Source organism: Argonema antarcticum A004/B2, from assembly GCF_023333585.1.
Taxonomy (GTDB): Bacteria; Cyanobacteriota; Cyanobacteriia; order Cyanobacteriales; family Aerosakkonemataceae; genus Argonema; species Argonema antarcticum.
In genome coordinates this window covers 32,248-52,105 of record NZ_JAIQZN010000008.1, presented here as the reverse complement: position 1 = coordinate 52,105, position 19,858 = coordinate 32,248, and the positions used below count along the sequence as shown (strand labels likewise).

Sequence of the window (19,858 nt, the reverse complement as noted above, 5' to 3'; positions counted from 1 at the left end):
TGGTAAGAAGTGCGATCGCTCCCCAAATATTCCCTTACATTAAGCTATTTGAGTTTCAATTATTGCTTCTCCAGAGCCACTTTGATGTTTAAATGATTCCAAAATTATTTGTTTCAAAGTTGCTAAATCATCGGTAGCTGCATCAGCCTCATAAATAGATTCGGTTGCGGCAATTAGCGCATTTGCATCTAATGCAAAATACAGAGAATTAGCCGATCTTGCTTGTTGGAAAGCAGCTATATATGTAGATATATCTGTTTCACCTTCCTCCATCTTATCTTGCAAATTCCACTGAATTTCATCTAATTGGTTAACCAAGGATTCAATTTTTTCCCTTAAAGAGTCGTCACTGAAATTGCCAAGTTCGATTGCTTTTAATGCTTGTTCAACAATTGGATCGCTTAAGCTAGTGCGATCGAGTGCAAAGCGACTGGCGACTATAGCAGCATTTCGCTGTTGGGAAACAGAGGCTTTTTCGAGAAGTGTAGATAAATAGCACTCTAGCAATTCTAAACGATTTTCTGTCATCTGTACTTAGCTCCAAAGTGCGATCGCTCCTCAAAACCCCTGCAAGATTTCCTGATTGCTTGCTAACAACCTTCTAATCGCAGGAAATGAACTCTTCCTGATGATTCGCCTGCTGCGACCGTTACACCATCGGGTGCAACAGCACAGCAAGTCAACACATTATCTCCAGTAAAAGTACCGATTACCTTTCGAGTTGCTAAATCCCAAACTTTCAGACTGTGGTCAGATGAAGCAGAAATCAACCTCTTGTTATCTGCTGTTAGCGCTACAGAATTTATACAATCTGTATGACCATGAAGAGTAAATTCTTCAGTTCCAATATCCAGATTCCAAACTTTGATCGTGCTATCCTTTGACCAAGAAAACATCCATAGACTATCCGAGGTAATCGTTACGTTATTTACAAAATCAGTATGACCTCCTAAAGTAAAAATTTCTTTCTTCAGTTGCAAATCATAAATTTGTATAGTAGTAGGATTTAAACGGAAAATAACTCGCTTACTATCTGGCGTTACCGCTAAAAACTTACCATTAAAAGTAAAAAGCTCTTTTCCGTCTTCTAAACTCCAGATTATTACTTCTTGGGACTCCAAAGAGTTATAACTAGAAATAACCAGTTTGTCATTAGGGATAACTGCATCAATATTCACGGCAAAACTAACTGTAATCACATCTCTTTTAGTTTCGATTTCTGGGCGAAAAGTATGATCTCCAAATGTGAAAATTTCTTGTCCGGTTTCTAAATTCCATACTTTAATGGTTTTGTCCCATGAACTAGAAATTAAATGCTTGCCATTAGAAGTTACATAAACTTTCGCTATACCGCCAGTATGTCCTGTCAGTATCAATAATTCTTCTCTTGTTTCGAGATTCCAAATTTTGATACTTTTGTCATCTGAACCAGAAATTAAACGCTTACCATCCTGTGTTGCTGCCAAATAATTTACCATATTTGTATGGCCATGAAGGGTGAAAGCTTCTTCACCTGTCTCCAGATCCCAGACTATTATACTATTGAAAAAAGAAGCACAAATTAGCCACTTACTATCTAGGGTTACTGCGAGAGCAGATACTCTTTCTTCTATAAACGATTCACCTGTTTGCAAATTCCATACTTGTAAAGTATCATCACTTCGAGATCTAGAGATTAATCGCTTCCCATCGGGAGTAAAAGCAACATATTCTAAAGGAAATTCATGCTCCATAGGGGTGAAAGTTTCCTCTTTTATTTCCAGGTTCCAGACTTTGATAGTCTTATCTACTGAACCAGAAATTATCCATTTATTATCAGGCGATATGGCGAGAGATGTTATATAGCTTGTATGAGTTGTAAAAGAAAAAAGTATTTCTTCTGTTTCTTCTTCCCAAGACCAGGCTACTATATTTGCCCCAAACTGGTCGCTAAATGAACTATGAAATACCTGCTTAGGATTGGTTGTAAATATTACATTATTCAGTTCTTCTTCATAGCATAATTCGGATAATATTCTCGGTGAACCTGATTTCTCTAAATCCCATATATAGAAATTTATATCTCCTTGAGCCTCTCCAATTTGTACAATCCTTTGCTTACCATCTGAAGTGAATGATATGTAAGGTACTGATCTTCCTCGAAAATAACTTAAAGGTTCTTCAGTTCCCAACATCCAGACGTTGAGAGTTTGATCCTTTGAACCAGTCCACACCTCACTACCATCTGGTGATACTGCTGCACTTAATATGGAGTCGGTATGACCTATCAGAGTGCAAAGTTCTTCTCCTGTTTCCAAAGCCCAAACTTTGAGAGTTTTATCTTTTGAACCTGAAACAAAATATATTTCATTAGGTGCAACTGTTACAATATTGATTGACTCAGTGTGGCCTTGAAGAGTGAAAAGCTCCTTTTGGTTTCCCAAATCCCAAACTTTAATAGTACAATCATCTGAACCAGAAATTAGCCTTTTACCATCTGATGTCAATGCGATAGATGTTACTTTATCGGTATGACCTATAAGAGTGAAAATTTCCGCTCCTGTTTTTAAATTCCAGATTTTGATAGTCTTATCAGACGAACCAGATATTATCCACTTGCCATCTGGTGTTACTGCTAAAGTTAATATAGCTCCTGTATGACCTATAAGAGTCCGTAACAAACGCCCACCAGGAGGTGTTAAGTTAGGTTTCAATGGCCGCAACCAAGGTGCATTTACTATCAACTTCACCTTTTCTAACAACAGCTTAATCTCTGGCAAATCAAAAGACATCAAGCGCCCCAACAATTGCCCAGCCAATTGTGTTTTATCCTTCTCCAAAATGTGCGCCGATAGCCGAATCGCCCCTTGATTAATCTCAAACTCTCTGCTTTTTCCTCGGAAAACAACACATCAGGATTAAAAGCAAAATCGTAATCTTCAACTAGCGATTGCACCCCCAAAGCAGAAATTTTAGCTTCGATAAAATCGAAATCAGTCAGCAATTTATAAAATCGTTCTGACTGAGATGCTTCGGCTAAATGACTCGGTAAAGTTTCCAAAGCATAGTGTCGCCTTTCCGGTGACATTTTTGCTAAACGATCGCCTAAATCACCCATTACAAACCAAGCTCCTCTGATAAATTATCGGCAATCATGGCATTAATATCTTTCAGCGTTACCCCTGCTGCTTGCACGATATCTAAGCGATGCAAAAAATCCTGAAAACTGGCGTGATAAATACTATAACGGCGCTGTCCATCGATAGATTGCGATCGCAAAAACTGCTCCCACTCATCTAACACATCCTGAACAGTCAACGCATCTTCACCCGTAAAATCGCAAATTAACTGCCGAGAAACAGGCTTACGCGCTTCCGCCAAAACATACACAATTTTAATTTTAGGACGTGGCAAAGGTTTAGCAATCATCCCCATTCGCCGCCAATGATCCTCATAATAAGCCTGTAAACCTTGCGGCAAATTATCAATACTCAAATCTCGATAAAATCCCCGCTCAATTTCCTCCAAAACATACTTCAAATACATGAAATTGTTCTCGCTTTTCTCAGCAAGCAAAGTAACAAAATCTTCTCCCGTCAACCTTTGTCCATCAATCCACGCCTTAAGCTGCGGCGATTTCTCAATTTCTCGCCTAATATATGTTTGGATATCTTGCAAACTTTCGGCTTGATACTGCATCAACTTAAACCGATGGGGAGGCGTGTTAACTGTTAAAGGTAGAGCGATCGCTCTTTGTGTTAAAACAAAATAAACTCCCTTGGGTAAAGCTACAGGTAAATAAAGGATATTTCCGCCAGAGTGGTCGGTTTGATTTACTTCATCCAGTGCATCGATCGCAATTACCAGCCGTTCACCTGGTTTAAGTTTTGCACTAATTTCTTCGAGCAATTTAGCAAAAAACTTGCCGTCTCGCGTAGCTTCAGATGTTAAGGAGGGATAACCTAAATTATAGCGCGAAATAAGTTGAGCGCAAATACTTTCTAGAAATTGATCGGCGCGGTTGATAGCTTGAGAACGAATAATGAAATGAACTACACACCCCGTCCGCCGGACATATTCAGCTAAAATAGCAGTTTTTCCCATACCGGGATCTGCTTCTATAATAAAGTAACCGTTGGGCTGACTTACGAGAAAATTTTCGATTGCCTTAAATACAAATTCACGCCCAACAAAACCATCTGTTTTCTCATCTATCAACGCTTGAAACTGATGATTTACCTTCGCTGACTCTGCAACTGCTGATTGATTGCTAATTACCTGTTTTGGCTTTTCTTCAACTTGATTATCTACCCAAGTTTTTCGCCTAAATTCTTCCTTTCGCTGTTCTATTTCCTGTGCTGCTTTCTTAGCATCCGCAGCAGTCAGCAATCGCCCCATACTATCAAGTGCGCGGTAAGTATAGTCATTATCAAATTTCTGTAAATCGTTATGCTTGACTGCGTTGCGGACTTCCAGCAATTCACTAACTAGACTGCGCTGAGAATAACCAAGTTGGGGCGCATCACGAAAAGCATCATTCCATTTATCGATGATTAGTTTCAGCACAACTTGGGGGTCTTTCCATTTTAGGTCATCTCCCTCAAAGTGATAATCCTGTAAACCAAGCCGCGCATCCTGCAACCAGTTTTTGCCATAAATTTTCTTCATCTGACGCTGGATAAACGGCTTGATACCCGGTACTAAAATATCTTCTAGTGCTTTGTCCACTAGCTCTTTATTGGTTTTGCGATCGCCCTGATTCATCTCTCTAAATCTCCCCAATCAAAAAGTTTTATCCCTAATCCTATTTCCACTTACCTATCAACTCTCTAAAATCTGGATGATTGCGAATAAAATCAAAACTCGTATCTTTATCCGCATATTCCTTAACTTTAACGCGGTCAATTTTAACAGCTTGCCGCAAACTTTCTATCGCCAAATCTACATTTTTTTGTTCCGCATAACAACCAGCTTTGTTATACCAAGCTAAAAAATATCTCGGATTGATTTTAATTGCCCGATCGCACGCAGCAATTGCCGCATCATATTCCTTTTCATAGCCTAAATCTACCCCTTTTTCCGTCCAAATCATCGCGTCATTAGGCTGAATTTCAATGGCCTTATCGTAGGCAGCAATTGCTTCCTGATAACGCTGCAAGTTACTAAGTATTTTGCCAATTTTGTACCAAGCTAGATGGTAGTCTGGTTTTATTTCTACCGCTTTTTGATAGGATGCGATCGCATCTTCATATCGTTGCAAAACTTCTAGCACAATACCTCGATCGTGCCAAGCTTCCCAATAGTCAGATTTGATTTCAATGGCTTTATCGTAAGCTGCGATCGCATCTTCATCTCGCTGTAATTGAAGTAGTGCATAACCGCGCATATACCAAGCTTCATGGAAATCCGACTTGACTCGAATAGCTTGGTCAAAAGCTGCGATCGCATCTTCATATTTGCGCCGTTTTATGTTATTATTTCCTCGCTCGTACTGACGATCGTGCGGCTTTTGAGTAACCTGGCGAACCACGAAAGCGATCGCAATTGCTACTACTAGCAAAACTTTTGCCCATTCGTTGAATAAAAAATATCCTACTCCCACCATTCGCGATGGAATCCCAACCATTTGACTGATGGAAAAAGCTGAACCTCCCAACAGGTTATTGAACGGTTCTACGAACCAAAGCAGTGCGAACAAAACCCAAATTCCATATTGACCGAATTTTCGCGATCGCTCTTGAATTTCAGCAGGCAACCAAGGGTCAATAATGCCATAACCATCAAGTCCTGGAATCGGCAACAAATTGAGTATAACTACATATATTTCTAGATAAGTTAGAAATGCTAAAGCTGGCCATATCCATCTATATTCACCTAATGGCAATGGCGAACCAAACCGAAAAATTACTGTCAGTAAAACCGCGACTAGAATACTTGCGATCGGGCCAGCTGCTGAAACCGCACTTTTCCACCAACGACTGCGTAGTCTTCGCTGGTCGATATAAACTGCCGCACCCGGTAGGGGAATTCCACCTAAAAGCAGAAAAATCAACGGCAGAAACAAACTTAAATTAAAATCGGTATATTTGATCGGGTTTAAAGTGAGATAACCTTTATCTTTCACAGAAGTATCGCCACCCCAATAAGCAACGATCGCATGACCGAATTCGTGGAGACAAACTGATAAAAGCCAGCCGACACAAACGAAGATAGCAACTTGAATCATTATTTTTTACCTTAGTAAGAAGTTATGGCTTGTAGAAACTTGGTTTCTTTAGCTTGAGATCTTGCACGGCTGGGAGGTAGAACCTCCGGGAATTCGCGATCGGGTTCAACCTGGTCACGAGAACAAGGTTGCAGAAACCCGGTTTCTCGAAGAAACCGGGTTTCTTTATTTTTAAATTAAACACCGTTCGATCGTCGCTACAACCGACTGTGCCAGCGCAGTCAAATCGTAACCGCCTTCCAAACCAAACAAAATTTTCCGAGTTAATTGCAAACAATAATCCGTAAACAAGCCAAAATCTTGCGGTAGCAATTCAATACTCGCTAACGGATCGGCAGCATTTGCATCGTATCCAGCGCTGACAATCAAAAAATCTGGTTTAAATCTCGATAAAAACGGCATCACTTGCGATTCAAACTCCATGCGATACTCAGCCACAGCGCTACCCGGTATCATCGGAATATTCAGTACGTTTTTGTACTCTCCCCTTTCGTCAGCATATCCCGTTCCTGGATAGCAAGGTGACTGATGCAAAGAACAATATGCTATTCGTGGATGATTTTCTACAATATTTTGCGTGCCATTACCATGATGCACATCCCAATCTAGGATGGCAACGCGCTTAATTCCCGGTTGTGACAAAGCGTAGTAAGCTGCGATCGCAGCATTGGAAAATAAACAAAACCCCATGCCGCGATCGCGTTCGGCGTGATGTCCCGGCGGACGTGCCAGCACAAAAGCTGGGTTTGAGGTAGCTAGAACGCGATCGACCCCATCCAACCAAGCACTCACCGCCAGCAATGCGATATCGTAACTACTCTTAGAAATCGGCGTATCCCCATCCAGAAGTCCGCCGCCATTTTCCGCTATGCGCTGCACTCTCTCAATATGCGATCGCGAGTGAACCTTTTCCAGCATAGGCATCACAGATCTTTCCTCTACCGGCGTCGGCACCTGCCACTCCAACTTGTCAGCATAGTGTGCCGCCTGCAAAGCGTTTACAATTGCAGTTAAGCGTTGTGGACGTTCTGGGTGATATGAGCCAGTATCGTGCAGCAGGAACTCGTCAGAGTAAATTACGGGTAGCATAGTCCGAACCGGGTAGACAAAAACTTGGGCATTGGGGATTTTTTCCACCATAGCAGCAAGTATAGACTGCCGATGGGAGAGTGAGGTTTTTGATACTTCCCACGCATGAAATGCGGGGGATTCTTAATTAATCCAGAGTTGGATTCTTAAGGGCGATATCAATACGCCGCTACTGACTTTTTCGAGGTATAGCCCCAAAATCGCCGCTACTTTTCTTAAGATGTTGACTGCACCATTACAGTCTGCATTTATCATTTTCAGGCTCTGTTTGGAGAGAGGTTGGATAAACCCCTTCTACGATATGGACAGTGTTATTTTCACGTTAGTGCTTGAAAAAGCCAAGAACGACAAAATGTGATAGAATTTTAATGATATTTGACAATACTTTAAAGTCAGGGTCGCTAATTTCTCAGTTATTTGCATTATAGCGACTTAAATCTCTCATTTTTGGAGTTTTTCACTGTATGACGACTTCCCAGGAGCGGATTATCCCCACGGATTTAGGGGACGAAATGTCCCGGTCTTACCTAGAATACGCGATGAGCGTAATTGTAGGTCGGGCACTCCCAGATGCCAGGGATGGTCTGAAACCTGTGCATCGTCGCATTCTTTATGCGATGCACGAATTGGGACTGATGCCCGATCGCCCTTTTAGGAAATGCGCCCGTGTCGTAGGAGAAGTGTTGGGTAAATATCACCCCCACGGTGACACAGCAGTGTACGACGCCTTGGTGCGGATGGCGCAGGATTTTTCCATGCGATCGCCCCTGATCAACGGCCACGGTAACTTCGGTTCCGTTGACAACGACCCACCAGCGGCAATGCGTTACACCGAATGCCGCCTGCAATCCCTCACCAGCGAAGCGATGCTGCGGGATATCGAGGCAGAAACTGTTGATTTTGGCGATAACTTCGACGGTTCCCAGCAAGAACCCCTAGTATTACCAGCAAGAGTTCCCCAGCTATTGCTCAACGGCTCATCCGGTATTGCCGTAGGCATGGCAACCAACATCCCGCCCCACAATCTGGGCGAACTGATTGACGGCTTGGTGGCGCTGATCCACGACCCAGAGCTTACCGATATCCAATTGATGCGGTATATACCAGGCCCTGACTTTCCCACAGGCGGGCAAATATTGGGAACATCGGGAATCAAAGAAGCCTACACCACCGGACGCGGTTCCATCACCATGAGGGGTGTAGCCAGAATTGAAACGATCGAGCATCGAGGCCGTCCAGATCGGGAAGCGATTATTATTACCGAGTTGCCTTACCAAACCAATAAGGCCGCTTTGATTGAAAAAATCGCCGAAATGGTCAACGACAAGCGGTTAGAAGGAATTGCCGATATCCGGGATGAGAGCGATCGCGACGGAATGCGAATCGTCATCGAACTCAAGCGAGATGCTTATCCCCGCGTCGTTCTCAACAACCTCTACAAACAAACGCCCTTGCAGGCAAACTTTGGGGCAAATATGCTCGCCCTAGTCAATAGCGAGCCCCAATTGCTGAGTCTCAAGAAATTCCTCAGCGTCTTCCTGGATTTCCGCATAGAATGCGTCACCCGTCGCACTCAGCACGAACTGCGGAAAGCAGAAGAGAGAGACCACCTGCTGCAAGGGTTACTGATTGCCCTATCAAACCTCGATCGCATCATCGAACTGATCCGCCACGCGGCTGACGCCCCCACAGCCCGTCTGGAAATGATCGAAACCTATGGACTTTCCGAGGCGCAAGCAGATGCAATTCTGCAAATGCAATTGCGGCGATTGACAGCTTTAGAAGCAGAGAAAATCCGGCAGGAACACGACGCATTACAAGTGCAAATTGTCGATTTAAAAGACATTTTGGCGCGGCGCGAGCGGATTCTGGAAATCATTGAAACCGAAGCGATTCAGCTAAAAACCACCTTTGCCACCCCCAGGCGGACAGCGATCGAACTCGCAGAAGGTGAAATCGAAGACACCGATTTGATCGCCAACGAAAAAGCGCTGATTTTGCTAACCGAACAGGGTTACATTAAGCGGATGCCGATCAACACCTTTGAAGCCCAAAGTCGGGGAACTCGCGGCAAATCGGCTAACCGCATGAAAGAAGATGACGGCGTAAAACACTTTTTAACTTGTTGCGATCACGACAGCGTGCTGTTTTTTAGCGATCGCGGCGTCGTCTACTGCCTGAGAGCCTATCAAATTCCCACTGCATCTCGCACCGCACGCGGCGTACCGATCGTCCAAATGCTACCAATTCCGCGAGATGAGAAAATCACCTCGATCGTACCAGTCGCAGAATTTACCAGCGATGAATACCTAGTAATGCTAACCAGCGGCGGTTATATCAAAAAGACAGAACTGGCAGCTTTTAGTAATATTAGAGCCAATGGATTAATCGCCATTTCCCTGGAAGAAGGAGATCAACTGCGATGGGTGCGACGCGCTCGTGCAGAAGATAGCATTATCATTGGGTCGCGTCATGGTATGGCAATACACTTTAGAGCCAACCACGATCAATTGCGTTCTTTGGGTAGAGCCACACGAGGCGTCAGATCGATGTCTCTCAGAGAAGGCGATCAACTCATTAGCATGGACGTTTTGCCGGGATCGGTGATTGCCAACATAGAAGACAATCCAGATTCTGCTCCAGATGCCGGTGAGGAATTGCAGATTGAAGATTTGGAATTGCAAAATGAAGAAGACAAAGTTGAATCTGAAATCTCCAATCTCAAACCGGAAATGAATGGCCCTTGGGCGCTGGTAATTACCACAGGAGGATACGGCAAGCGGGTGCCAGTGACTCAGTTCCGCCTCCAAAATCGGGCGGGTATGGGTTTACTCGCTACCAAGTTCCGCAAAACCTCCGATCGACTGGCTGCACTACACATCGTCAATCAGGATGATGAATTTATGATCGTCACCAGCCGAGGCATTATCATCCGTCAAGCTGTGAATGCGATTTCACCGCAATCGCGCATGGCTACGGGAGTGCGCGTGCAGCGTTTGGATGAAGATGATGCGATCGCAGCCGTCGCCCTAGTTCCTCCCACCAACGGCGAAGAAGAAGAGGCAGAGTAATGGGTAAGTTGTTGCGCTTTAGCGCTAAAGCGCAACAACTTACCAATTAGCCCTTCATAAGTAGCATCACTAGCCTAAAAAATTCGTGTTCTTATTCTTATCTGTGTTCATCTGTGTTCATCCGTCTTCATCTGTGGTAAAAATTTAACCAACGATAAAAACAGACAATTTCTACCGATCGCATCAACTACGGGAGAACCGGAATTGCGCTTAATAATTGCCCTGATTAGTGGCATCTTGATGGGATTGACAACAGCACCAGTAAGTGCTTGGCTTCTAGCATGGATTGCCTTAATTCCCCTTTGGATTGTACTTGTTAAGTATGAAAGAAAAAAATCAAAATTCTTTCTTTTTCCTTTACTCTGGGGAAGTGGTTATTACAGCACAGCCACATTTTGGATAACAGGCATTCACCCGATGGATTGGCTGGGAGTACCCTGGCTGCAAAGTTTACTAATTACCATCTTATGCTGGACATTTATTTCCCTTTGTGGTGCCGCAGTAGTCGTTTTTTGGGCAATTGCTAGTAGAGGTATTTTTCATTTAATAGAAAATCCCAAATCTCCCATAAAAAATAGTTTATTTCGCATCTTGATTGGCACAGCTTTGTGGTGCGGTTTAGAAACTCTTTGCAGTTCCGGTTCTTTGTGGTGGACATCTATTTCTTACACCCAAAGTCCCCACAACCTCGCCATTTTGCACCTCGGTCAAATCTCCGGCCCCAACACCATCACAGCAGCAATTGTAGCCGTCAACGGACTAATTGCTGAATTGGGCATTGGCAAAGAGAAACATAATTTAGATCGAGTAATTTTATCTAAATTAATTATCGTAATTAGCGTCTTAGCAGGTTTACACCTTATAGGCTTTGCACTGTATAACCGTCCTTTGAATCAGCCACCAGAAACAGCATTAAAAGTCGGCATAATTCAGGGCAATATTCCCAACAAAATCAAATTTAATTCAGCCGGATGGTATCGTGCAATTGAAGGCTATACCACAGGTTATCGCACCTTAGCCGACCAAGGAGTTGATGCAGTTTTAATACCAGAAACGGCTTTGCCTTTTGTCTGGACAGATCCAAATCAGATTCCTCATTCCTTCTACTCAGCAGTTATGGAAAAAGGCGTAATTGCCTGGGTAGGAGGTTTTGGACAGCAAGGTCGCAATCTTACAAATAGCTTATTTACCATCACTGGCGACGGCAAGATTTTCAGCCGCTACAATAAGGTAAAGTTAGTGCCGTTAGGCGAGTACATTCCCTTTGAGGAATTTTTGGGAAGCCTGATTGAAAAGCTTTCCCCTTTAGACGCGAACCTAGTTCACGGTAAGCTCAATCAAGTATTCGATACACCCTTTGGTCGCGCTATTGTCGGGATATGCTACGATTCAGCCTTTTCTAAGCTTTTCCGGCGTCAAGCGGCCAATGGCGGCGAATTTATCCTCAGCGCTTCTAACGACGCCCATTACAGACCATCTATGGCTGCCCAGCATCACGCCCAGGATATCATGAGAGCGATCGAAACCGGACGTTGGGCCGTAAGAGCTACAAATACAGGCTATTCTGCCATTATCGATCCTCACGGCCAAACCCAATGGTTATCCAGAATTAACACTTATGAGCTACACGCGGCAACAATTTATCGTCAGCAGAGTCAGACTTTATATGTCCGTTGGGGAGATTGGTTAACACCGCTTTTGTTACTACTCGCCGCTCTCACTCCGGCAGTAGAATATCATCTTCAAAAGATGAATAATAATTGATAATTGCTTCCCCTCTTCCCTCCTTCCCTAGCCCCTAGCCCCTAGCCCCTAGCCCCTCAACACTCGCCCCCCTTTATGACCCTTCCTATCAACACCTTTTTCGACGAAAACTTCTATCGTCTTAATAACCTCGACGTTTACGGCGCAATTCTCAAAGGAGAAATCTCAACTGGGTATGACCATTTCATACAGTCCGGTGCTAGAGAAAACCGTGCTAGCAGTCAGGTATTCAATAGCAACTATTACCTAAACCAGTATCCCGATGTAGCAGGCGCTGTAACCAATGGCATCTTTCGCAGCGCCTACGACCATTTCATACAGTATGGTGCCAGAGAAGGACGCGACCCCATTCCTCTCTTTAGCAGCAGTTATTATCTCAGCCGATATCCAGATATTGCATCAGCTGTAACCAATGGCACATTTCGCAGTAGCTACGACCATTTCCTTGAGTATGGAGCCAGAGAAGGACGCGACCCCAGTCCCCTGTTCAATACCAGCCTTTATCTGAGCCAAAATCCAGATATTGCAGGGGCTGTAGCGGGAGGACAAATTTCTGCATTTGAACACTTTATTGTCTACGGTCAGGAAGAAGACCGACCTGGTGTACCAATTAATAGTTTCAATATCGAGTTTGACTACAGTTTTGATACCAACAGATTCTTGACTGACCCGACACGAAGAGCGGTTTTAGAAGCAGCAGCTGGAGTCTGGGAATCTTACATCCAAAACGAGTTTAAAAATGTCCCAGGAGGGACTCAGTTTAGTATAGCAAACCCTCAAACGGGAGGATTTCAGGAAGTTACTTTAACTTCTGATATTGACGATTTGCGAATTTACCTTGGAGCTGCTCCTACTCCATTTGGTGATGCTACTGACGCTCTAGCAGCATCAGTAGTCGATGGTTACGATGCAGATGGAAGTATCTACAATAATAGGCTGACTGGCTCAAAATTTCAGCCTTTTGTTGGTACTCTCTCATTTAATTCAACAACAAATTGGTTCTTCGATCCCACACCCAATACATCTAACGATATTCCCGGCGGAAGTACTGATTTTTTCAGCGTTGTTTTGCACGAAATCGGACATATTTTGGGAATTGGCCCCTCAACCATTTTTCAAACATTAGGTGCCGGATCTTCGTTTAATGGCCTTAATGCCAGGGCTGTGAATGGAGGCCAGCCTATTCCTCTAGAAGAGGACTTAGGTCATATAAGAAATGGTGTTTTAAGCGATGGTCAGCCAGTGCTTATGGACCCAACTTACCCCAATACTCGGATTTCGCCGACACGGATGGATTTGGCACTTTTAGCAGATATTGGCTACCGAATTCCTAACTTGCAACCGCAAGGTTCAACGCCACCTTTATCAACTTCCGGTGATGATACTATCTTTGGCACGGTTGTATCTGATGTCATCAACGGTAATGCTGGTAACGACTACCTACTGGGAAATGCGGGAAACGATTTACTCAGGGGTGGTGCTAATAATGACATCCTGTCTGGGGAAGATGGCAATGATATTCTTTTTGGCGATCGAAACAACGATCAGCTAACAGGTGGTTCTGGCGACGATCTGCTCATAGGTGGCCCCGGCGATGACGACCTTTTTGGCGGTGATGGTCGGGATCGATTTATCTTTGATGCTGGCAGAGATCGCTTTGGCGATTTTAGGGTAGCTGATGACATCGTACAAGTAGCCGCTGGACTTGGTTTTACTAGCGGTGCTGGTGTTTTCGGGGCAATTACTAGCAGCGGTACAAGTGATGGAGGCGGCTTTTTCTCTGTAGTAACGGTTAGCGCAGAAAACACGATTACTATCTTTCATAATGCTGCCCTGACAGCAGCCAATTTTACTGTGGTTTGATATAGCATCCCGCTGTAATAGAGTACATTTTAAGTAGGGTGTAGGGGCATTCGCGTTCCGGTAATTAACCTCTGCATATAACCAATAAGTTATTTGCCGGAATGCTAATGCCTCCGGCACGCTTCGCGAACGCCCTTACTTCTGTACCTCATAACAGCGGCAATCCCTGTATCATGTCCGGTAGCATCGGAACGCTAAAAAATCGCTTTTCATATCTGCGTTCATCTGTCTTCATCTGCGGTAAAATTCAACCAATGATTCCTATGACAATGCCGATGTAACCGGACATGATTCACTGCTGTTGGAGCATCCAAACCAAAAAAGCCAAAATCGGCTCCACAGGAGGGAGAGAGTAATCGGTAAGGTCAATGGTAACGGTAGTGTCAACCAGCTCGATAAAGCGCCATTGAGTGCCATTGCTAACACAGCCGTAAATCGCCTGGAGGGGTTGCGCTTTTGCCTGATTAAAGCGTTGGGCAGCCACCATTTCAGCCACACATTGTCCGTAGCCTGACTTGATATCGGCTTTTTTAGCTTCCACAATCACCGCCGCCGGAGCCATAATAGTGCTGATAATGGGCGATCGGCTAATCAGAAAATCCACAATGCCGTTGAGTCCAACGGTTTCATCTACGGAAAATTCCTCACCAGAAAACACGGCTATTTGTCGGTTCAGTATGCGCCTGACTTCGATCAAAACTGGATAAATAATGCCTTCCGAACGAACCTTTTCACTACCTGATGCCGCGAGAGGAAGTGTCTCATCCAGATAACTGCGGAAAACTTCAGACGCAGTGAGAGGCTCTAACATCGGAAAGAATCTTTGTTCCCTCACAGTGAGAGAGAAAGAATTCAGTGCTGCTGCCAGTGTTGTGAATTGGCTGTATGACATATAGCTAGGGGCAAGAAAAGTCAAAAGTCAAAAGTCAAAAGTCAAAAGTAAAGAAGAGATTGGGGGCTAGGAACGGTTCTTTCGTACTTAGTCTGCTAAAATCTTATGAAAAAGGCATTTTTTTGCCATTTTATGCTTCCACCTAACTGCCATTTTATGGGTGAAGTGTCAGCCTACCCTTTGTGTTATCCAGATTGGCTGTGTTCTAAAGGGCTGCAACATTTTTGTCCTCTATTGGGTGTTGACCGTAAAAAGGTAGCGCTTCTGACCAATGGGGGCGCAATCCATTTTGCCAGTCCAAATAGGCGAGTTCTAACACGCTGGAAACTGATGCACCCAATTTATCTGATGCTTGGATTAAATGATAGGAATTAGGCCAATTTTCCAGAGTTTGTTGCCATTTTTCCGGTTTTATTACTGTGTCTGGCAATAGCTGGGTTAAACCGGAACCAGTTGGCGATACTTCATAGATAGCGACGAATATTTCGCCGCGATGGGCAGGTAATTGAATTGCGATCGCCTCTCCAGAATTTTTTGCCAACTCCTCTTGACAAACCGCTGCTAATGTGGATACAGCAAACAAGGGAATATCCAGCTGTTGGGCTAGGGTACGGGCAGTTACGACACCGATGCGAGTACCCGTGAAGCCGCCAGGGCCTTTGGCTACGGCAATAAACGCCAAGTCCGCCCAAGTCTGAGGCTTGATAAACTCGGCTAAGTACTGGTGCAAATGGGTCGATATATCGTGCCCCAAGTCCCAGGTTTGGCAGCGGGAGTCATTTGTAAAATTACTGAGGGCTATACCTAATTCTGGGGTGGTAGTGTGTAGAGCAAGGCCATATTTCCCCGGATCTAACAAGTTTGGCATCAGTTTACCCATCAAATAATAGTTTTTATCTCCTAATTATTACTTAATTCTTTTAGGTTATGAGTGATATCGTCAAATTGTCTGTTGTCATCGTTGGTTAAATTTTTACCACAGATGAAGACAGATGAACACAGATGAACACAGATAAGAATAAGAACACGCATTTTTTAGATGAACGATGTTTAAGGACACGATCTAACCAGGTAATTTAAAATTATAGTCAAGTTTGCTAGTTTAAAGCACTATTTTTGTGTGTAAAGTAGTGGTTGCGATCGCAGGTGTATCTACAGTTAAGTTTTTTACAATTTCCGCTTAATCCTGTTGGGGCACGTTCAGAACGTGCCCCTCAATTTTGTCGGCACCTTTCTCAAGTTGGCACCAACTCACCTGGACGCAATCTCACCCACTTGCCCGTCTCTTGCTTAAAGCTATTACAGCCGACAACATCCCACTCCATCTCAATATAATCTTCACGGGTACGAATGTTGACGTTAATGCTCGGTTCGTTAGCTTCAAAATCGGGCGTTTCCGTCAGGTGAGGCACCTGATGCTGAGTTTCTACCGCATTGTAGGTGGTGCAGCGGTCTACATAATGGCAGTTAATGCAAATACACATAGCTTTTTCTCCACAGGCTTTTCTGTTAATCTAGCTTAGGGAAGAGAGCAATTTGTTGGTCGCTTGGTTGATTTTTGTTGCAAGTTGGTAAAAAAATTGAATGAACCACGAAGACACAAAGGACGCGAAGGAAGAAAATAAGAAAGATTCTATCTTATCTCCCGAAAGTTGGCCGTTTGACTTGGAATTGCTGCCCGTGCCTGCTTATATGGTAGGTGGTGCGGTGCGAGATGCTCTACTCTTAAGACGGCGGGAGTATCTGGATTTGGATTTTGTGGTGCCAATTGGTGCAGTGGAGACAGCTAGTACGATCGCATATCACTACAAAGCTGGGTTTGTTGTACTCGATCCTCAACGAAAGATTGCCAGAGTGGTATTCAAAAATGCAACTGCTGATTTTGCCGAACAGGAAGGCGATAGCTTGGAAACAGATTTGCATCGGCGGGATTTTACTGTGAATGCGATCGCCTACAATCCCCGTACAGGCGAATTCATAGATCCCCTACAAGGCACTTCTGACCTACAGCAGGGCATCATCCGTATGGTATCGTCTGCAAATCTCGAAGACGACCCCTTGCGCCTATTACGAGCTTATCGTCAAGCTGGTCAATTGGGTTTTGTTATTGAGGAGGAAACTCGATCGACTATTAGCCAATTAGCACCTTTACTCGCTCAAATCGCCGCAGAACGAGTGCGGGTAGAATTAGGCTATCTCCTCAGCAGTCCTCAAGGCACTCCCTGGTTAAACGCCGCTTGGTCAGATGGTATACTGCGATCGGTTTTGCACGACGATGTAACAGCAGCAAATTTGGCCCTAGTAGCGGAAATCGATCGCACTAGCGCAATACTGGCCCAAACTTGGCCGCAACTTGGGGTAGAATTGTCTTCTGCGGTTCCGGGGTTAGCGGCAGACTCAAAACGGACTTGGATTGCGATCGCTAAACTTGCCAGTTTGCTAATTCCAGAAACTTGGCTTTCGGGAATTGATGAGTTAAAAGTCAGCTTGAATTACACTCGCGCTGACATTCGGGTAGAAAATTGCTCAGTTGAAGATTTTCTCAAAGAGATGAAGTACAGCGTTCCTGAAATTCGCGCTGTGACTGCAATCCTCAAATTTTTACCTCAATTGCGTAAGACTTCCATGTCTGTACGAGAACAGTACTTTATGTTTCGGGAAGTTGGAGTAGTCTTCCCCGCATTAGTATTGGTAGCTGTTGCTGCTGGGACTAAAGTGGATGGAATTGCAACGTTGTGCGATCGCTATCTTACCCCCTCAGACCAAGTTGCCCACCCCACACCTCTCGTAAATGGCAAAGACTTGATGGAAGCCCTTAACATACCGTCTAGCCCACAGATCGGCCAACTCCTCACCGCCATTCAGCTCGCACGCATCGAAGGCAGAATCTCTACAGCAGCAGAAGCGCTTGATTTTGCTAAATATTCTCAATAAACTTTCCAGACTTTTGAGTTTTGTTCGTCTAAACTCCAGTAATTATGCCCACCTACTTATCTCAAATTAGGCGATAATTTGCATTTCGTCTAATTGTCCGATCGCAACATCTGCTGCTTCCAAATGCACCGCCTCTGGTTTTCCCCAGCAAATACCAATACAACCAGCCGCACCAGCACGACGCGCCATCTCAATATCACCAGCAGAATCTCCCACCATCAAAGTAGCACTCGGTTCTACTCCCAATCTCTGACAAGCTTGCCAAAATAAAGCCGGGTCTGGTTTGCTTGGCCCTTCATCCACTCCCATTTCTAACTGAATATAATCATTTAGTTGATGACGCTTGACAAATTTCTGCACTTGTGATGTGTTAGCAGCTGACAGAATCCCCAATTTCAATCCTGCTGCTGATAGAAATTGCAATACTTCCAGACTGCCGACAAATAGAGGGGAAGGAGTAGCATTTTTCAATACTTGGTCGGCTTCTTCAAAGGCGCGACGAGCTAGAGCTAACGACTCCAACCACCCGCGTCCAGTTTCGGCAATATAAGCGGCGGCAGCAATTTCCGAATCACGGCGACTGCCAACAGCCATTAACCCTGTGGGATCTAGCTTATCCCCATCAATACCAAAAGCCATCAACAAGGGATCGCCTACTCCTGGAATTTGGGCATCGATCGTGCGGACTCTTTTTTGTCCCAGGTTTCGCAAATACTCTTCCGAATTCTCTAGTGTGCCATCTTTGTCAAAAATTACTGCCTGGATATTTGGGAAAGTTACTTCCCGACAACGGATAGTTACCAAAAGTTTTAACTCCTCTTAATTACACGCAAACAAAAAAAGAGGGAGCATCCCTCTTTTTTCTATCAACTAAGTGAATAGTTACTCTTCAGTCGCGGGTACGATTTCTTCTTCATCGATTAGTTCGGCAACTGGTTCGGCAACTGGTTCGGCGATTGGTTCGGCGATTGGTTCATCAACTGGTTCAGCAACTGGTTGAGCGATGGGTTCGGCAACTGGTTGGGCCACTGATTCGGCAACTGGTTGGGCCACTGATTCGGTAACTGATTCAGCAGCTGATTCGGCAACTGGTTCGGCAACTGGAATTTCCATCCGCGCCGGAGCGTTACCTTGCTGTTTGGCTTTCAATTGTTCGCGATACTTAACCGCCATTTCTTCGGCCATATCGTAGACGCGATCGCGGTTCCTGATCATGTCACCCGGATCGGGTTCTAGCTGCTTGGTTGAAAGTGAAATTCGACCTCTTTCAGCGTCTAAGTCAATGATCATAACCTTGATTTCATCATTGACATTGAACACACTATGGGGTGTATCGATATGCTCGTGGGAAATCTCAGAAATGTGCAGCAAACCGCTGACGCCTCCAATATCGATGAAGGCACCATAGGGTTTGATTCCCCGTACCGAACCAATTACCACTTCGCCGACTTCTAGTCGGTTCATCTTGCGTTCTACCAGCGCTCGTCGGTGGCTCAGCACCAAACGGTTGCGGTCTTCGTCTACTTCCAGGAACTTCAGGGGTAGTTCCTCTCCCACTAATTCTTCTTTAGGTTTGCGGGTGCTGATGTGAGAACCGGGAATAAAGCCGCGTAAGCCTTCAATTCTTACTAAAGCGCCGCCGCGATTGGTGGCAAATACGCCCGATCGCACTGTAGCATCTTCTGCTTGTAGCTGGCGGACTCGCTCCCAAGCCCGCATATACTCAATCCGTCGGATGGAAAGCGTCAGTTGTCCATCTTCATTTTCATCTGTGAGGATGAAAAATTCACGAGTCTCGTTTGATTGCAGCACCTCTTCGGGAGCGTCAACCCGGTTAATTGACATTTCCTGAATTGGGATGTATGCCGCTGTTTTAGCACCAATGTCAATCAGAGCGCCCCTCGGCTCTATACTGAATACCGTACCAGCTACAATATCACCGGGATTAAAGTGATAATCATACTTATCGAGTAAAGCGGCAAAATCTTCGTGAGTGAAACCAATTTCTGCTGTAGCTGTTGTTTTCAGATTGACCATGCG

At 44.5% G+C, this 19,858-nt stretch carries 16 protein-coding genes; 5 read left to right on the top strand and 11 right to left on the bottom strand.

From position 1 onward, the window contains the following. Positions 1 to 39: 39 nt before the first annotated feature. The 6 genes from LAY57_RS05350 to LAY57_RS05325 all read right to left on the bottom strand — a co-directional run bounded on the left by LAY57_RS05350 (position 40) and on the right by LAY57_RS05325 (position 7,294). A complete protein-coding gene (locus LAY57_RS05350; RefSeq protein ID WP_249065287.1) occupies positions 40 to 528 on the bottom strand; it encodes a hypothetical protein in 489 nt (162 codons plus the stop codon). 62 nt (positions 529 to 590) lie between these two features. Beyond that, positions 591 to 2,798, bottom strand: coding sequence for a WD40 repeat domain-containing protein (locus tag LAY57_RS05345; RefSeq protein WP_249065285.1), 2,208 nt, complete (start codon positions 2,796 to 2,798; stop codon positions 591 to 593). Next, positions 2,771 to 3,097: a hypothetical protein gene (locus LAY57_RS05340; protein WP_249065283.1), complete on the bottom strand. Its 327-nt coding sequence runs from the start codon at positions 3,095 to 3,097 to the stop codon at positions 2,771 to 2,773. The genes LAY57_RS05345 and LAY57_RS05340 overlap by 28 nt, the downstream gene beginning before the upstream one ends. Further along, a complete protein-coding gene (locus LAY57_RS05335) occupies positions 3,097 to 4,743 on the bottom strand; it encodes a Swt1 family HEPN domain-containing protein (RefSeq protein ID WP_249065282.1) in 1,647 nt (548 codons plus the stop codon). The genes LAY57_RS05340 and LAY57_RS05335 overlap by 1 nt, the downstream gene beginning before the upstream one ends. A gap of 40 nt (positions 4,744 to 4,783) precedes the next feature. After that, a complete protein-coding gene (locus LAY57_RS05330) occupies positions 4,784 to 6,205 on the bottom strand; it encodes a tetratricopeptide repeat protein (protein ID WP_249065281.1) in 1,422 nt (473 codons plus the stop codon). Positions 6,206 to 6,376: 171 nt separating this feature from the next. Next, complete coding sequence (locus tag LAY57_RS05325; protein ID WP_249065374.1) at positions 6,377 to 7,294, bottom strand: histone deacetylase family protein; 918 nt, start codon at positions 7,292 to 7,294, stop codon at positions 6,377 to 6,379. Between the two features lie 464 nt (positions 7,295 to 7,758). On the opposite strand from LAY57_RS05325, the gene gyrA reads away from it, so the two are divergent. The 4 genes from gyrA to LAY57_RS05305 all read left to right on the top strand — a co-directional run bounded on the left by gyrA (position 7,759) and on the right by LAY57_RS05305 (position 14,273). Continuing rightward, positions 7,759 to 10,365, top strand: coding sequence for a DNA gyrase subunit A (gene gyrA, locus LAY57_RS05320; RefSeq protein ID WP_249065279.1), 2,607 nt, complete (start codon positions 7,759 to 7,761; stop codon positions 10,363 to 10,365). 240 nt (positions 10,366 to 10,605) lie between these two features. Next, the gene (lnt, locus tag LAY57_RS05315) at positions 10,606 to 12,129 is read left to right on the top strand and encodes an apolipoprotein N-acyltransferase (protein ID WP_249065373.1); all 1,524 of its coding nucleotides are present in this window, start codon (positions 10,606 to 10,608) and stop codon (positions 12,127 to 12,129) included. A gap of 75 nt (positions 12,130 to 12,204) precedes the next feature. Then, positions 12,205 to 13,992 (top strand): hypothetical protein, encoded by a 1,788-nt coding sequence (locus LAY57_RS05310; protein WP_249065278.1) that lies wholly within the window; start codon positions 12,205 to 12,207, stop codon positions 13,990 to 13,992. A gap of 107 nt (positions 13,993 to 14,099) precedes the next feature. Beyond that, on the top strand, positions 14,100 to 14,273 hold the full coding sequence (locus tag LAY57_RS05305; protein WP_249065277.1) for a hypothetical protein: 174 nt from the start codon (positions 14,100 to 14,102) through the stop codon (positions 14,271 to 14,273). A gap of 11 nt (positions 14,274 to 14,284) precedes the next feature. On the opposite strand, the gene LAY57_RS05300 is transcribed toward LAY57_RS05305, so the two are convergent. The 3 genes from LAY57_RS05300 to LAY57_RS05290 all read right to left on the bottom strand — a co-directional run bounded on the left by LAY57_RS05300 (position 14,285) and on the right by LAY57_RS05290 (position 16,368). After that, positions 14,285 to 14,884, bottom strand: coding sequence for a hypothetical protein (locus tag LAY57_RS05300; RefSeq protein WP_249065276.1), 600 nt, complete (start codon positions 14,882 to 14,884; stop codon positions 14,285 to 14,287). Between the two features lie 205 nt (positions 14,885 to 15,089). Beyond that, positions 15,090 to 15,752, bottom strand: coding sequence for a tRNA (adenosine(37)-N6)-threonylcarbamoyltransferase complex dimerization subunit type 1 TsaB (gene tsaB, locus LAY57_RS05295; protein ID WP_249065274.1), 663 nt, complete (start codon positions 15,750 to 15,752; stop codon positions 15,090 to 15,092). A 367-nt stretch (positions 15,753 to 16,119) separates the two neighbouring features. Next, positions 16,120 to 16,368 carry a Ycf34 family protein gene (locus LAY57_RS05290; protein ID WP_249065273.1) on the bottom strand — a complete coding sequence of 83 codons (249 nt, stop codon included), beginning with the start codon at positions 16,366 to 16,368 and terminating at the stop codon, positions 16,120 to 16,122. A gap of 100 nt (positions 16,369 to 16,468) precedes the next feature. Here LAY57_RS05290 and LAY57_RS05285 point away from each other — a divergent pair, with 100 nt between their 5' ends. Beyond that, a complete protein-coding gene (locus tag LAY57_RS05285) occupies positions 16,469 to 17,818 on the top strand; it encodes a tRNA nucleotidyltransferase/poly(A) polymerase-related protein (protein WP_249065272.1) in 1,350 nt (449 codons plus the stop codon). 66 nt (positions 17,819 to 17,884) lie between these two features. Here the strand turns inward: LAY57_RS05285 and LAY57_RS05280 are convergent, their stop codons facing one another. Continuing rightward, entirely contained in the window at positions 17,885 to 18,622 is a 738-nt protein-coding gene (locus LAY57_RS05280) for an HAD family hydrolase (RefSeq protein WP_249065270.1), read from the bottom strand. 78 nt (positions 18,623 to 18,700) lie between these two features. Then, a complete protein-coding gene (locus LAY57_RS05275) occupies positions 18,701 to 19,855 on the bottom strand; it encodes a S1 RNA-binding domain-containing protein (protein WP_249065268.1) in 1,155 nt (384 codons plus the stop codon). Between the last annotated feature and the right edge of the window lie 3 nt (positions 19,856 to 19,858).